The following is a 15,094-nucleotide window of genomic DNA, read 5'->3' on the forward strand; positions in this document are numbered from 1 at the left end:
GAATATGCTGCAAGTCGAAAAAATCAACCAGTACTACGGTTCCTCGCACACGCTGCGCGGCGTATCGCTGGAGCTGGAACGGGGCAAGTGCATGGCGCTGTTGGGCCGCAACGGCGTCGGCAAGACCACGCTGCTCAAATGCCTGATGGGCGTGCTGCCGGTATCGGCCGGCGCGGTGCGGCTGGAAGGGCGCGACATCACGCGCATGGCGCCGCACCAGCGCGCGCGGGCCGGCATCGCCTACGTGCCGCAGGGCCGGGAGATCTTTGCGCGGTTGACGGTGGAGGAGAACCTGCTGATGGGCCTCGCCACGCACAGCGGCAAGAAGGCGTCCACCATCAAGGGCGAGGTGTATGAGCTGTTCCCGGTGCTGAAGGACATGCTGCACCGGCGCGGCGGCGACCTGTCCGGCGGCCAGCAGCAACAGCTGGCGATTGCGCGCGCGCTGCTGGCCGAGCCCAAACTGATCATCCTCGATGAGCCGACCGAGGGCATCCAGCCGTCCATCATCAAGGACATCGGCAACGTGATCCGGCTGCTGCGCCAGCGCGGCGACATGGCGATCCTGCTGTGCGAGCAGTACTTCGACTTCGCCCACGAACTGGCCGACCAGTTCATCGTGCTGTCGCGCGGCGAGGTGGTGGCCTGCGGCGCGCAGGCGGCGATGAACGACCCGGACGTCAAGCGCCACCTGGCTGTCTAGGTTGGCGTAGGGCGCACCGCGTGACAAAGCGCGCATTTTTTTAGTTGAGTTCCATGCTACATTGTCTTTCTTGCCACTTTGTAGCCATCATGAGACCGCAATTTTCGCTTTATGTCGTTCTGCTGGCGCCGCTCGTCCTGGTTGGCTTGTACTGGTCGTCGAGCCGTCCTGGAGGTGAACCCGAGGCGGCCAGGCAGCAGGCAGCGAGCCGCGCCGCCCTCGCAGAGACCAGTCGCGCCAAGCCGCCAACCCAGTTACCCAAACCCGACCCGCGTTACACGCTGGCGCAGCAGGTCGACCAACTGGCCAGCACCGGCAAGCCGTCCGATGCCTACGATGCGTACTGGCTGGTGCAAAACTGTATCAACTTCCAACGCACCGGCGATCTGGTGGTGGAGGACGGCGACGCCATGCGGAAGGCGACCGACGCCGAAAAGTCCGCGGAAAAACTGCGGTGCGCAGACCTGACCGAGCGGATGAAGACTACGCGATTGGAGCACCTGACCGTGGCGACCAAGGCCGGCGTTTTCGGCGCGAACCTGAGCTTCCTGCACACCGGCCCGTTCGGCGATCCGTCGGCGTTGGAATCCCGGCCCGACGATCCGCTGGTACAGGCATGGAAGCTGGAGGCGCTGGGGTATCTGGAGGTGCAGGCGCAACTGGGCGACATGCCCAGCATGATTTCGCTGCTGGGTGAGTACAACGAGGACAGCGACCTGTTGAAGCAGCATCAGGTAGCGGCGCTGCGCTACGCGACCGCCGTGCACGACGATTATGAAATGGCATTTGGCGGATCTTCAAGCACTGCTCCCAATCCGCTGACGGATGAATTTATGCAGAAGATGTCGCAGGGGCTGTCGCCGGATCAGGTTAAACAGGCCACCAGCGAAGGCAAGCAGTTGCTGGCGCGCTCCATGGAGTTACACAAGCGGCATTGAGCATTCCCGCATAATTTGGCCGCACCGCCGATTGCTGATAAAGTAACGGTCCTTTTTTATTTGTCAGGTTTGCCGTGGAGTTGCGTTTGCTTTTTTATATCCTCGATCTGATCGGCGTGGCCGTATTTGCCGCCAGCGGCACGCTGGCGGCGATGGCTTCCCATCTGGATCTGCTGGGGATCATGGTGCTGGCCGCGATGACCGCCATCGGCGGCGGCACGGTGCGCGACCTGCTGCTGAACCGCCATCCAGTGTTCTGGATCGAGGATCCCAAGCCGCTGCTGGTGATCGTCGCTTCGGCCGTCTTCACCATCGTCTGGGTGCAGGTGCTGCCGGTGCCGACCGACGCCTTGCTGATCGCCGACGCGCTGGGGTTGGCGCTGTTCGCCATGTCCGGCGCCAAGGTGGCGGAGGCGCAGGGCTGCCGCGCGCTGATCGTCATCCTGATGGGCACATTGACCGGCGTCGGCGGAGGCCTGGTGCGCGACATCCTCGCCGCCAAGGTGCCGCTGATACTGCGCCAGGATATCTACGCCACCGCCGCCATCGCCGGCATCCTGCTGTACATCCTGCTGAAGAAGGCCGGCATGCCACCGCGCTGGGCGTTCGGCGTCGGCCTGGTTTCTATCGTGGTGGTGCGCCTGCTGGCGATTCAACTGGGCTTGCGGCTTCCGTCGTTCTGAGTCGCAGCTTGCCCATCGCGACCGCTGCGGCGGAGGTGCGGGTTTCCACGCCCAGTTTGATGAACACGTGCTCCAGGTGCTTGTTCACCGTGCGCGGGCTGGTGCCGAGGATGTCGCCGATGTCGCGGTTGGTCTTGCCCTTGATGACCCAGTTCAGCACCTCCGATTCGCGCTGCGTCAGCTTGAAGGACGCCATCAGCTTCTCGATCTCCGCACTGTCCGATTCTTCGCGCAGCACGATCATCCACTGTTCGTTTTCGCTGAACTCCGCCGCCGAGAAGATCAGGCGGCGGCTGGCCCGTTGCAGTGTCAGCGGCGGATGCGACTGGCCCTGGCTGTGCGCCAGTTGCGTCGCATCCAGCCACGCCGTCAATTCCGTGTCGACCGCATAGCCCTGCATCAGCGTGCGCGCCAGCGGCGTTTGCCAGACGATCTTGCCGTCGCGCGGCGTCATCGCAATGACCGCGTTGCCGAAGGCGTCCAGCGCGCTGCGGGCCTGGTCCACCAGCCGCGCCGTCTGCATGTGGGAGGTGATGCGCGCCAGCACCTCGCTGGTACGCAGCGGCTTGGTGACGTAGTCGTTGCCGCCGGCGGCGAAGGCCGCGACCACATGCTCCGCCTCCGTCAGCCCGGTCATGAACACCACCGGGATGTGGCGCGTGGCCAGGCTGGCCTTCAGGTGGCGGCAGGTTTCGAAGCCATCCATGCCGGGCATGACGGCGTCCAGCAGGATGATGTCCGGCTGCGCCTCGGCGGCGCGCTGCAAGGCCGTGGCGCCGTTGTTCGCCACCAGCACGGTGTAGCCCGATTCGTCCAATGCATCGTGCAGCACGGCCAGGTTTTCCGGCACGTCGTCCACCACCAGGACGACGTCGCCGCGCGCGGGATCAATGTTGAAGTTCATCGTTCTGGTTCTTTCGGAGGAAGTCGGCCATCGCGTCCAGCTGGAAGCGGGCGGCGAAATTGCGCATGGTTTGCGTGAAGTGCAGGTAGCGCGCATCGAGCGCGCTGATTTCATCGAGCTTGTTCTGGATGCCGCGCACGTAGCCGATGCGGATCAGCTCATTCAGCGCCGCCAGCTGCGCGGCGGGCGGCAGCACCAGCTGCGCCAGTTCCGGCGCGGCCGCAGCCACCTCGATGCTGATAGCCGGCTGCGTGATCCATTCCAGCGCCAGGCGCTGGCCTATCCAGTCCAGCAGCTCGGCCACGTTGACCGGCTTGACGATGAAGTCCGCCGCCGTGATGCCGGCGGCGTTTTCCATACCCTTGTCGAAGGCGTTGGCGGAGACGATGGCGATCGGCACCTGCGACAGCTGGCGGCGGCGCAGGATGTAGCTTGCCTCCCAGCCGTCCATGGCCGGCATGGCCAGGTCCATCAGGATCAGGTCCGGTTTGAAGGAGGCGTGCAGGTCCAGGCATTCGAGGCCGGATTCGGCCAGCGCCACGTCGAAGCCCAGCGGCGTCAGGATATTCAGCAGCATCTCGCGGTCGACCCGCTCGTTGTCGACCACCAGGATGCGGCGCCGCGTGCCGCGATAGCCGGTGCGCTGCGCAGCCGGTTGTTCCAGTTCCTTCAGCTCCCTGGCCGAGGCGTGCACGCTGGGCAGGAACAGGCGGATGTGGAATACGCTGCCTTGCTGCGGCGTGCTGCGGATATTCAGTTCGCCGCCCATCAGCTGCGTCAGCATCTTGGAGATCGGCAGGCCGAGGCCCGTGCCGCTGGCGTTGGCGTGCGCGCTGGCGCTGCCGCGCGAGAATGGCTCGAAGATGTGGTCGATCTCTTCCTGCAGGATGCCGGGGCCGCTGTCCTCGATTTCGAACGAGGCCATCTCGCGCGCGTACTGCAGCCGCAGCACGATGCCGCCGGTGCTGGTGAACTTGACCGCGTTGCCGAGGATGTTGATGAGGATCTGCCCCAGCCGCTTGCGGTCGGCGCGCACGATGCGCGGCAGCGCGCCGGTCAGCTCGTAGCGGAAGGCCAGTCCCTTGTTGGCCGCCTGCAGTTCGAACATGCGCACGATCTGGCCGATGAAGTCGGGGAAGTTCAACTCCTTCATGTCGAAGTTGAATTTTCCGCCTTCGATGCGGGCGATGTCCAGCGTGCCTTCGATCAGCGACAGCAGATGCTCGCCGCTGCTGCGGATCACGCGGATGGCTTGCTGGCGGTGCTCCGGGATCGACGGATCGTTGTCCAGCAGCTGCGCGTAGCCGAGGATGGAATTCAACGGCGTCCTGATCTCGTGGCTGATGCCGGCGATGTAGCGGCTCTTGGCCTGGTTGGCCAGGTCGGCGGTCTTCTTGGCTTGCTGCAGCTGGGCGTCGGTCTGGCCGTGCAGTTCGATCTCGCGCGTTAGCAGGCCGGTCTGGCGGTTCGATTCTTCCTGCGCCACGCGGCGGCTTTCGCTGGTCAGCACCAGCCACCAGGCGACGATGCCGCTGGTGAGCAGCAGCGCTGCAAAAATCTTGAAGAACACCAGTTGCAGCTGCGGCAGCAGCGCGGCATCGCCGGCCGCCAGCACCGATTGCTCGTGGTAGTAGATCAGTCCCAGCAGCGCGCCCAGGAACAGCACCGTGACGATCATCAGCAGCAGGTAGTGTCCCAGTCCGCTGCTCAGGTAGCGCCACAGCGATTTGGGCAGCAGCGCCTGCATCGCCGCCTGCCATTGCGACGACACTTTCGCGTGCGGCTTGCAGACGTCGTTGCAGCGCGCGTCTAGGCAGCAGCACAGCGAGCAGATCGAACCCTGATAGGCCGGGCAGTGCGCCATGTCCTCGGACTCGTATTCCTTTTCGCAGATCACGCAGGTCTTGCTGTGCACCTGCGCCGGCTTGCGGGCGATGTAGTACTTGCCCTTGGTGGCGATGGCGATCAGCGGCGACGCCACGAATGCCGTCAGCAGCGCGATGAAGGCGGAGAAGGCCTGCGCCTGGTGGCCGAACAATCCCATGAAGGCCGCTACCGACAGCGCGGACGCCAGCAGCATGGCGCCGACGCCGACCGGATTGATGTCGTACAAATAGGCGCGGCGGAACTCGATGCCTTTCGGGCTCAGGCCCAGCGGCTTGTTGACCACCAGGTCCGCCACTACCGCCGTGATCCACGAGATGGCGATGTTGGAGTACAGGCCAAGCACCTGGTCCAGCGCCTGGAACACGTCCAGCTCCATCAGCAGCACGGCGATCAGCGCGTTGAACACGGCCCACACCACGCGCCCCGGATGGCTGTGCGTGAGCCGCGCGAAGAAGTTGGACCAGGCCAGCGAGCCCGCATAGGCATTGGTCATGTTGATCTTGACCTGCGAGATCACCACCACCAGCGCCGTCGCCAGCAGCGCCACCGACGGATTCGCGAACACCTGGCCGAAGCCGGCCAGGTACATCTGCGTCGGGTTGACCGCCTGCGCCAGCGGCACCGCGCTGCTGATCGCCAGGAAGGCCAGCAGCGCGCCGCCCAGCATCTTGGCGATGCCGAGCAGGATCCAGCCCGGCCCCGCGATCAGCACGCCCAGATGCCAGCGGAAGCGGTTGGCGGCGGTCTTCTGCGGCATGAAGCGCAGGAAGTCGACCTGCTCGCCGATCTGCGTGATCAGCGCCACGCCGACCGCCGTGGCGGCGCCGAACATCAGCACGTTGAAGTGGCCGTTCTCGCCGGAGCGGCCGGCGTACTGCAGCAGCTGCATCGGCAGCTCGGGTTTCTTTTGCAGGATGGCGATGAAGGGCAGGGCCATCAGCACCAGCCACACGGGCTGCGTCAGCATCTGGATGCGGCTGATCAGCGTGACGCCATGCGTCACCAGCGGGATCACGACCAGCGCGCTGACCATGTAGCCCAGATAGAGCGGCAGGTGGAAGTACAGCTCCAGCGCATAGGCCATGATGGCCGCTTCCAGCGCGAACAGGATGAAGGTGAACGAGGCGTAGACGAAGGACGATATCGTCGAGCCGATGTAGCCGAAGCCGGCGCCGCGCGTCAGCAGGTCCATGTCGACGCCGTACTTGGCGGCGTAGTAGCTGATCGGCAGGCCGGTCATGAAGATGATCAGGCCGACCGCCATGATGGCCCACAGCGCGTTGATGAAGCCGTAGTTGACGGTGATGGTGCCGCCGATCGCCTCCAGCACCAGAAACGAGATCGCGCCGAAGGCCGTGTTCGAAACGCGGAACACCGACCATTTGCGGAACGCGCGCGGCGTGTAGCGCAGCGCATAGTCCTCGATGGTTTCGTTGGCCACCCAGGTGTTGTAGTCGCGACGGATCTTGACGATGCGTTGCGCCGGTTCGGTCTCTGTAGTTGTTGTCATGCCGGGCCCATAAAAAAAGCAGCTATCTAAGCTGCTTTTTTAAGCAAGTTGCATGCCCGGCAAGGTTGTCGCGAGAGGTTTAACGCTGTTTGCTGAGGTTGAGCTTGTCCAGCAGGCGCGCCAGTTCTTCCTGCATCGACGGCGACAGGTTGACGAACTGGCAGCCGATCTGTACCTGCTCGCCCAGCAGGAAGGAGCGGAAGGTGCGCGACAGGCGAATGTCGAGGTCGGCGATCATCACCGAATCCGGGCCCAGCTCCAGCCGCACGCGTTGCAGCTTGCGGCCGACGTACAGGCCGACGCAGTCGCGTGGCGGCGCCCGCATGCCGACGCCGCCGGCGGAGAAGTCGTACAGCTGCAACTCGTAAGGTTTTCCGTTCAGGACAAACGAGGCCATGTAGTAAATGCCCAGCGGCGTTTCCAACCGGGTCGAGGCGCGGCGGTTCAGCACCTGGCACTTGGTCGGGAAATCCAGCGGGATCATGGTCGGCTCGCCGGGCGTGCAAGCCCAGTCAGGCGAACTGAGCTTGAACTGCACCTTGGCCGCGCGCAGCCAGGCGACGAACACGGCGTCGCCGGGCGGCAGGAACTCGCCCTCGTTCAGTTCCAGCACAAAGGTCGGGTTTTCCGGATCGACCGATTTGATGCGCGCCATCACCACGTTGGTGGTGCTGGCCGGATAAATGGAGATCGGATCGCCATTGTCGGCGAGCAGGGTGAGAGAATCGCCGATGTCATGTTCATCGGTCATCTCGTGCGGCTTGGAACCCGCCGGAATTGGTTCCACAGCATCTTTTAGGCTGGGAGGACCGCGGCGAAATTCATTCGGTATGGGATCGTTCACGACGGCATATCTCTTTGGTAATGACTCTACGATGCGAGGTCGATCTACACAGTTTACAGTTTATTCGCACTCTTGGCTTGCTAAATGGCAAGAATATTTAGAGATTGTGTCAGAACTGCTCTTCCGGCCGCAGATAGCGCCATTGGCCCACCGGCAGGTCGCCCAGTTTGACTTTGCCGATGCGGACACGTTTCAAACCGACAACCTTGAGGCCGACCATGTCGCACATGCGGCGGATCTGGCGCTTTTTGCCTTCGCGCAGCGTGATGCTGAGCTGGTCCTCGTTCTGCCAGCGCACCTTGGCCGGCAGCAGCGGCTTGCCGTCCATCCACAGGCCGTGGCAGAGCTTTTTCAGGTCGCTGTCCGGCAGTTTGCCGGGCTTGGTGTACTCGACGCGCACCAGGTATTCCTTGTCGACGTCGGTGGTTTCGCCGATCAGGTGCTTGGCCACGCGGCCGTCCTGGGTCAGCACCAGCAGGCCGACCGAGTCGATGTCCAGGCGGCCGGCCGGCACCAGCGAGCGCAGTTGGGTAGGGTGGAAGATTTCCGGCGATGGATCGTCCGGCCAGCGGTTTTCCGGCTTGATCAGCACCACGGCCGGCTGGTAGCCGTCTTCGGCCTGGCCGCTGACGTAGCCCATCGGTTTGTTGATCAGCACGGTGACGCGCTTGGATTGCTCGGCGGCGGCCTGGCGCTCGACGGTGACGCGCTGGCTCGGGTAGATCTTGGTGCCGAGTTCGGAGACGACCTGGCCGTCTACCCGTACCCAGCCGCGCGCTATCCACTCGTCGGCCTCACGGCGCGAGCACAGGCCCAGTTCGGACATGCGTTTGGACAGGCGTAATAATTCTTCGGACATGATGCGTTTTCTATAAAGGTGAGGTGCTGCTTAAAACTGAGTTTATACCTTGATCGCGTCCAGCAGGTCGGTTTCAAGCTGGATCTGGCTGCGGGCGTTGTTCAGTGTGGCGCCGTCGATCAGGAATACGTCCTCGACGCGCTCACCCAAAGTCATCACCTTGGCGGTGTGCAGGTTGATCTTGTACTTGGTGAGCACGTTGGCGATCGAGTACAGCAGGCCGGTGCGGTCGTTGGCGGCCACCGACAGCAGGTAGTACTGGCCGCGCTCGTCCGGGCGCAGGTCCACCGTCGGCTGGATCGGGAAGGTGCGCGACAGGCGCGACAGCCGGCCCTTGCCCGGCGCCGGCAGCGGCTCCGGGTTGGTCAGCAGCGCGCACAGCTCGTGCTCGATCAGGCTGATGATGTCGCGGTAGCTCTTGGCGAAGCTTTGCTCGGTGACCAGGAAGGTGTCGAGCGCGTAGCCGTGGCGGGTGGTGTGAATCTTGGCGTCCAGGATGCTGAAGTTCTTGCGGTCGAAGTAGCTGCAGATGCGCGCAAACAGGTCCGGCTGGTCCTTGATGTAGACGGCGATCTGCAAGCCTTCGCCGATCGGCGCCAGGCGACACTTGACCACCGGCTTGTCGCTGGTGAAGCGGTCGTACAGCGCGCGCGTCTGCCAGGCGATGTCGGAGGCGTCGTGGCGCAGGAAGTAGGCGACGTCGAGCTGCTTCCAGAACGCTTCGTGCGCGTCCGGCGGCAGGCCGTACAGGCGCAAGGTGGCCAGCGCTTCCTGCTGGCGATTCTTCAGCTCGTGGTCGGCGCTGTGCGGCTCGCCGCCCAGCACGCGCAGCGTGATGCGGTACAGGTCTTCCAGCAGCTTGGCTTTCCAGGCGTTCCATACTTTCGGGCTGGTGCCGCGGATGTCGGCCACCGTCAGCAGGTACAGCGCCGTCAAATGGCGCTCGTCCTTGGCCACCTTGGCGAAGGCGGCGATGACGTCCGGATCCGACAGGTCCTGCTTCTGCGCGACTTGCGACATGGTCAGGTGGTTTTCGACCAGGAACACCACCAGCTCGGTGTCGTCGGCGCTGACGCCGTGTTCGAGGCAGAACTGCTCGGCGTCGACCGTGCCCAGCTTGGAATGGTCGCCGCCGCGGCCCTTGGCGATGTCGTGGAACAGCGCGCCCAGGTACAGCAGCCATGGCTGCGGGAAGTTGGCCATCAGCTGGCTGCAGAACGGATATTCGTGCGCGTGTTCGGCCATCGTGAAGCGGCGCATATTGCGCACCACCATCAGGATGTGCTGGTCCACCGTGTAGACGTGGAACAGGTCGTGCTGCATCTGGCCGACGATCTTGCGGAAGTTGGGCAGGTAGCGGCCCAGGATCGATAGGTCGTTCATGCGGCGCAGCGCGTGGATGATGCCGACCGGCGCCTGCATGATGCGCAGGAACAGCGCGCGGTTGACGGGATCGGCGCGGAAGGCGGCGTCGATCTTGAAGCGCTCGTGCCACAGCGCGCGCATGGTGCGCGAGGTCATGCCTTGCAGCGAAGGGCGCTCGGTCATCAGCACGAAGATCTCCAGCATCGCCGACGGCGTGGTGGCGAAGGTGTCGTCCTCGCTGATGTCGATCAGGCCGTTGACGTCGTTGAAGCGCTCGTTGATGCGCACGGCGATGCCCGATTTCGGGAACAGCCGTTCCTCGATGTTTTGCAGCAGGATGGTGTTGAGCTGCGTGACGGTCTTGGCGGCCCAGTAGTAGCGCTGCATCAGGTATTCGCTGGCGCGGCGCATGTTGACGCCGCTGCCGGTGGCGGTCAGGCCCAGCGATTCGGCGATGGCGGTCTGGACGTCGAACACCAGGCGGTCCTCGCGCCGTCCGGCGTGCAGGTGCAGGCGCACGCGGATGTCCTTGAAGGCGCGTTCCTTTTCCATCAGCTGCTTGGCTTCGGTCTGCGTGATCAGGCCGCTGGTGGCCAGGGTGCGCCAGGAGTTGGCCAGGCCGGCGGCCTTGACCATCCACAGGATCACCTGCAGGTCGCGCAGGCCGCCAGGGCTTTCCTTGCAGTTCGGCTCCAGGCTGAAGGCGGTGTCTTCGTACTTGGCGTGGCGCTGGCGCATCTCCAGCACCTTGGCGTGGTAGAAGGCGCGCGGGTCCATCGCCGCCTGGTAGCGCTGTTGCAGCCGCTCGAACAGGACTTCGTCGCCGCAGATGATGCGCGCTTCCAGCAGGCTGGTTTGCACCGTGATGTCGGCCGCCGATTCGCTCAGGCACTCGTCCACCGTGCGGATGCTGTGGCCGATCTCCAGACCGAGGTCCCACAGCAGCTGCACCAGTTCTTCCAGCTTGGCGGTGGTGGCGCCGTCCGGCGCTTTTTCCAGCAGGATCAAGAGGTCGACGTCGGAATAGGGGAACAGCTCGCCGCGGCCGTAGCCGCCGACGCCGACCAGCGCGGTGTTGGCCGGCAGCCGGGCTTCATGCCAGGCCGTGGTCAGCACCGCGTCGACGCTCTGGCGCAGGCTGCGCAGCAGCTTTTCGGGCATGCCGTCGGCCTGGAAGCCGGCGATGACGACCTGGCGGTCGGCCTTCAGCTGGCGCTTCAGTTGTTCGCGCAGTTCCTTCTTCATCGCCGCCGTCGTCATGCGGGGCTTAAGCGGCTACGGCGCTGGCATTGGTGATGAAGGCCGGCGGCGGCGGGCTGCCGGCCGACAGCGTCAGCACTTCGTAGCCGGTCTCGGTGACCAGGATGGTGTGTTCCCACTGGGCGGACAGGCTGCGGTCCTTGGTTTTGATGGTCCAGCCGTCGCCCATTTCGCGGATCTCGCGCTTGCCGGCGTTGATCATCGGCTCGATGGTGAAGATCATGCCGGCCTGCAGTTCGTCCAGCGTGCCGGGACGGCCGTAGTGCAGCACTTGCGGCTCTTCGTGGAAGATCTTGCCGATGCCGTGGCCGCAGAATTCGCGCACCACGCTGTAGCCGGCTTTTTCCGCATGCTGCTGGATCACGTGGCCGATGTCGCCCAGGTGCGCGCCGGCCTTGACCTTGGCGATGCCCAGCCACATGCATTCGTAGGTGATGTCGGACAGGCGCTTGGCCAGGATCGACGGTTCGCCGATGAAGAACATGCGGCTGTTGTCGCCGTGGTAGCCATCCTTGATGACGGTGATGTCGAGGTTGACCACGTCGCCGTTCTTGAGCACCTTGTCGCCCGGGATGCCGTGGCAGATGACGTCGTTGACCGAGGTGCAGATGGCTTTAGGGTAGGGCGTGTAGCCCGGCGGGCAGTAGTTCAGCGGCGCCGGAATGGTGCCCTGCACGTTGACCATGTACTCGTGGCAGAGGCGATCCAGTTCGCCCGTGGTCACGCCCGGCTTGACGAAGGGCGTGATGTAGTCCAGCACCTCGGAACCCAGGCGGCCCGCCACGCGCATGCCGGCGATATCTTCGGCGGATTTAATGGAAATAGACATAATGGATCGCAATCAGCAAAGTAAACGGTAAAAACGCAGGCGGCGAGCGGATGGGATCAGCTCGCGGCGTGCAAATATGTCGAAATTATAAACGACGCGGGGCGGCCCCGCTCGGGAATGCAAGGATAGTGCCCGCTGTGGCGCGTGGGCGCCACGCTCGGGACGGCGTGGCGGGCGTTTTAGCCTTGGCGGGAGCTGGCGTGCCGGCGGCGCGCCACCACGCCGAGCAGGCCCAGGCCGGCCAGCAGCATGGCCCAGGTATCGGCTTCGGGCACCGGGGTGGGCACAAAGGCGCCGTCGCCGTTATCGGGGAAGGGGCCGGGAAGCGGGAATACGCCGCCGTCAGCCAGCGGGTCGGGCGTGCCGTCGTCACTGAGGTCGAACACTTCCAGGCCTCCCGGTTGCCGGTTGGGTTTGGTCGCGTTGCTGGCGACCCGGCGTTGTTGAGCGTCGCGCTTGGCCAATTCCTCCTCGCTCAACTCTTCAGGCTCCTGGGGATCGGCGTCTGCCAGGCCGAGGTCCTTGTCGCCCAGCTTGTCGCCCAGTTTGGCGGCGACGGGCGGTACGGCGGCCGGCGCCTTGGCGACGGCAGGCACGCGGTTGATGCGGCTGACGTTGCCGCAAATTTTGGGCACCAGGATGCAGTGCTGGTCGACGCAGTAGACCGTGCCCGGTTCCTGGCGCTGCGCGCTCCATTTGCTGCGGGTGACGGTGGCGCACACCGAGGCGGCGCCGAAGTGCATGTCGCGGATGGCCGGGTCGTACTGGTTCTTGCCGCTGATGCCGTCGCGGGTGATGGTGACCTTGTCGTCGGACTGGCCTTCTTCCATGCGGCGCTTGAGCGTGCTGCGCACGGCGGCCGGGATGTCGGTGTAGCGGTCGATGGCTGCGGCGGTCTGGCCGGTGTAAGGATTAACGCCAGGGCGATCCCAGGAGCAACTTGGCTGAACAGTGGAAACTGCGGCTAGCGTCACGGCAAAGAGGATGGACATGGAGGGGAGGCCTTCGGGGTGGAAAACGTATGATTAGTTAATAATAATTAACAATATGGAATTAAAGTTTTCGCCATGATATTACAAAATAGTTACTTATGCTCAAAATAGTTGCTTTTTTATTTGTAACAAGTCATGACGGTGCGGAAAAAGCGGTGCCGTGCGACATTGTGGTGCGGCGCACCAGGGTGGGGCGGGGTCGGCGCGCAGGCGTACAGTGCTTGCCTAAGTGGCTGTTTTCAGGGTAGAATCTCGGGTTGCTTGAATTCGGTTTTGAGCAATGTTGCAAAAATCCCGTGGAAATCCACATTAATAAACGCGAATCCGGTCGACAAGGGTGCCTATATGGTGACTGATCGGATTCCAGACCCAACCCTGGAGTTTAATATGTCCGTAACTATGCGCGAAATGCTGGAAGCCGGTGTCCACTTCGGTCACCAAACCCGTTTCTGGAACCCAAAGATGGCTCCTTTCATCTTCGGTCACCGCAACAAGATCCATATCATCAACTTGGAAAAGACGATGGGTATGTATCAAGAAGCGATGAAGCACGTGAAACAGGTCGCTTCGAACCGTGGCACCATCCTGATGGTCGGCACCAAGCGTCAAGCTCGCGAAATCATTGCTGCTGAAGCAGCACGCGCAGGCGTTCCTTTCGTCGACCAGCGTTGGTTGGGCGGCATGCTGACCAACTTCAAAACCATCAAGACCTCGATCAAGCGCCTGAAAGACATGGAAGCTACGATCGAAGACGGTTCGGTTGAGAAGCTGTCGAAAAAAGAAGCGCTGATGTTCCAACGCGAAATGATCAAGCTGCAAAAATCGATCGGCGGCATCAAGGACATGGGCGGCGTTCCTGACGCAATCTTCGTCGTTGACGTTGGCTACCATAAAGGCGCCATCACCGAAGCCGCAAAACTGGGCATCCCAGTTATCGGCGTGGTCGATACCAACCACTCGCCAGAAGGCGTTCAGTTCGTCATTCCAGGTAACGATGACTCGTCGAAAGCCATCACTCTGTACGCCCGCGGCGTGGCAGATGCCATCCTGGAAGGCCGTGCTGCTGCCGGTAACGAAGTAGTTGAAATGGTTAAAGCCGCAGCTGGCGACGAATTCGTCGAAGTTAACGAACAGGCTTAATCGTTCGTAACAAGCTGTAAGGAAAAAGGGGTGGCCAACAGCTCCCCCTTTTTTTTAACGTAAGTGGTTAGAGCAGCGCTCACCACCCCACCCGAACACCGAATACAGGAGAATCACATGGCAGCTATTACTGCAGCAATGGTAGGCGAACTGCGCGCGAAGACTGACGCGCCTATGATGGAATGCAAAAAAGCACTGACCGAAGCCGAAGGCGACATGGGTCGTGCGGAAGAGATCCTGCGCGTCAAACTGGGCGGCAAGGCATCGAAAGCATCGGCACGCATCACCGCTGAAGGCGTTGTAGCAACCTTCATCGCCGGCGGCGTAGGCGCGCTGGTTGAAGTCAACTCCGAAACCGACTTCGTCGCGAAAAACGACGACTTCCTGGCCCTGGCAAACAACGCCGCGCGCCTGGTTGTCGAGCACAACCCAGCTGACGTTGCCGCTCTGCTGGCACTGCCGCTGGACGGCAAGACCCTGGACGAAGTGCGCGCAGCACTGATCGGTAAAATCGGCGAAAACATGTCGATCCGCCGCTTCCAGCGTTTCGAAACCACCGGCAAGCTGGCATCGTACCTGCACGGCGCGCGTATTGGCGTGATCGTCGACTTCGACGGCGCCGACGAGCAAGTTGGTAAAGACGTGGCCATGCACATCGCTGCAATGAAGCCGGTGTCGCTGTCGTCCGAGCAGGTTCCAGCGGAACTGATCGAAAAAGAGCGTTCGGTTGCAAAACTGAAAGCTGAAGAAGATGCAGCCAAAGCTGTTGCCGAAGGCAAGCCAGCGCAATCGCCGGAAATCCTGGCCAAGCGCCTGGAAGGTTCGGTACAGAAGTACCTGAAAGAAGTATCGCTGCTGAACCAGGCTTTCGTGAAAAACGACAAGCAATCGATCGAGCAGATGCTGAAAGAAAAATCGACCACCGTTAAAGCCTTTGCCATGTACGTGGTAGGCGAGGGCATCGAGAAGAAGGTTGACGACTTCGCCGCAGAAGTAGCCGCACAGATGGCTGCTTCCCAAGGAGCGTAATACCAAAGAAAACGGGCCGAGAGGCCCGTTTTTTTAGCCCGACCAAAGTTTTACCCGCAGCAGAGCAAGTCATTCAGTCGTTCCCGGCGCCGACCAAGGTATCATAGGCGCCGGCAGCCTTACCCGAATCAACCCAACTTAGGAGCCTCGT

12 protein-coding genes are annotated in these 15,094 nt (G+C 62.7%); 5 read left to right on the forward strand and 7 right to left on the reverse strand.

Annotation, left to right across the window (positions count from 1 at the left end; all coding sequences use genetic code 11):
• Window positions 1–4: 4 nt before the first annotated feature.
• The 3 genes from urtE to D0T21_RS04650 all read left to right on the forward strand — a co-directional run bounded on the left by urtE (window position 5) and on the right by D0T21_RS04650 (window position 2,324).
• Window positions 5–703: an urea ABC transporter ATP-binding subunit UrtE gene (gene urtE, locus D0T21_RS04640; RefSeq protein WP_116988640.1), complete on the forward strand. Its 699-nt coding sequence runs from the start codon at window positions 5–7 to the stop codon at window positions 701–703.
• Between the two features lie 89 nt (window positions 704–792).
• Window positions 793–1,641 (forward strand): hypothetical protein, encoded by an 849-nt coding sequence (locus D0T21_RS04645; RefSeq protein WP_116988641.1) that lies wholly within the window; start codon window positions 793–795, stop codon window positions 1,639–1,641.
• An 86-nt stretch (window positions 1,642–1,727) separates the two neighbouring features.
• On the forward strand, window positions 1,728–2,324 hold the full coding sequence (locus D0T21_RS04650) for a trimeric intracellular cation channel family protein (protein ID WP_116988642.1): 597 nt from the start codon (window positions 1,728–1,730) through the stop codon (window positions 2,322–2,324).
• Here D0T21_RS04650 and D0T21_RS04655 read toward each other — a convergent pair.
• From D0T21_RS04655 to D0T21_RS04685, 7 genes are all read right to left on the reverse strand, one after another.
• A complete protein-coding gene (locus D0T21_RS04655) occupies window positions 2,266–3,228 on the reverse strand; it encodes a response regulator transcription factor (protein ID WP_116988643.1) in 963 nt (320 codons plus the stop codon). The two genes, D0T21_RS04650 and D0T21_RS04655, sit on opposite strands and share 59 nt — an antisense overlap.
• Window positions 3,212–6,625, reverse strand: coding sequence for an ATP-binding protein (locus D0T21_RS04660; protein WP_116994282.1), 3,414 nt, complete (start codon window positions 6,623–6,625; stop codon window positions 3,212–3,214). The genes D0T21_RS04655 and D0T21_RS04660 overlap by 17 nt, the downstream gene beginning before the upstream one ends.
• A 79-nt stretch (window positions 6,626–6,704) precedes the next feature.
• Window positions 6,705–7,376, reverse strand: coding sequence for a flagellar brake protein (locus D0T21_RS04665; RefSeq protein WP_116988645.1), 672 nt, complete (start codon window positions 7,374–7,376; stop codon window positions 6,705–6,707).
• Between the two features lie 202 nt (window positions 7,377–7,578).
• Entirely contained in the window at window positions 7,579–8,328 is a 750-nt protein-coding gene (locus tag D0T21_RS04670) for a pseudouridine synthase (protein WP_020702749.1), read from the reverse strand.
• Window positions 8,329–8,370: 42 nt separating this feature from the next.
• The gene (locus tag D0T21_RS04675; RefSeq protein ID WP_229211333.1) at window positions 8,371–10,953 is read right to left on the reverse strand and encodes a [protein-PII] uridylyltransferase; all 2,583 of its coding nucleotides are present in this window, start codon (window positions 10,951–10,953) and stop codon (window positions 8,371–8,373) included.
• 7 nt (window positions 10,954–10,960) lie between these two features.
• Window positions 10,961–11,785, reverse strand: a complete 825-nt coding sequence (map, locus tag D0T21_RS04680) for a type I methionyl aminopeptidase (RefSeq protein ID WP_116989358.1) — start codon at window positions 11,783–11,785, stop codon at window positions 10,961–10,963.
• Between the two features lie 176 nt (window positions 11,786–11,961).
• Entirely contained in the window at window positions 11,962–12,774 is an 813-nt protein-coding gene (locus tag D0T21_RS04685; RefSeq protein ID WP_116988646.1) for an MHFG family PEP-CTERM protein, read from the reverse strand.
• 387 nt (window positions 12,775–13,161) lie between these two features.
• Between D0T21_RS04685 and rpsB the strand changes: the two genes are divergently transcribed.
• Both rpsB and tsf read left to right on the forward strand, forming a co-directional pair.
• Window positions 13,162–13,914, forward strand: a complete 753-nt coding sequence (gene rpsB, locus D0T21_RS04690; protein ID WP_070271614.1) for a 30S ribosomal protein S2 — start codon at window positions 13,162–13,164, stop codon at window positions 13,912–13,914.
• Window positions 13,915–14,031: 117 nt separating this feature from the next.
• Window positions 14,032–14,943 carry a translation elongation factor Ts gene (gene tsf / locus D0T21_RS04695; RefSeq protein ID WP_116988647.1) on the forward strand — a complete coding sequence of 304 codons (912 nt, stop codon included), beginning with the start codon at window positions 14,032–14,034 and terminating at the stop codon, window positions 14,941–14,943.
• Window positions 14,944–15,094: the final 151 nt, after the last annotated feature.

The organism is Duganella sp. BJB476 (assembly GCF_003416895.1).
Lineage (GTDB): Bacteria > Pseudomonadota > Gammaproteobacteria > Burkholderiales > Burkholderiaceae_D > Rugamonas.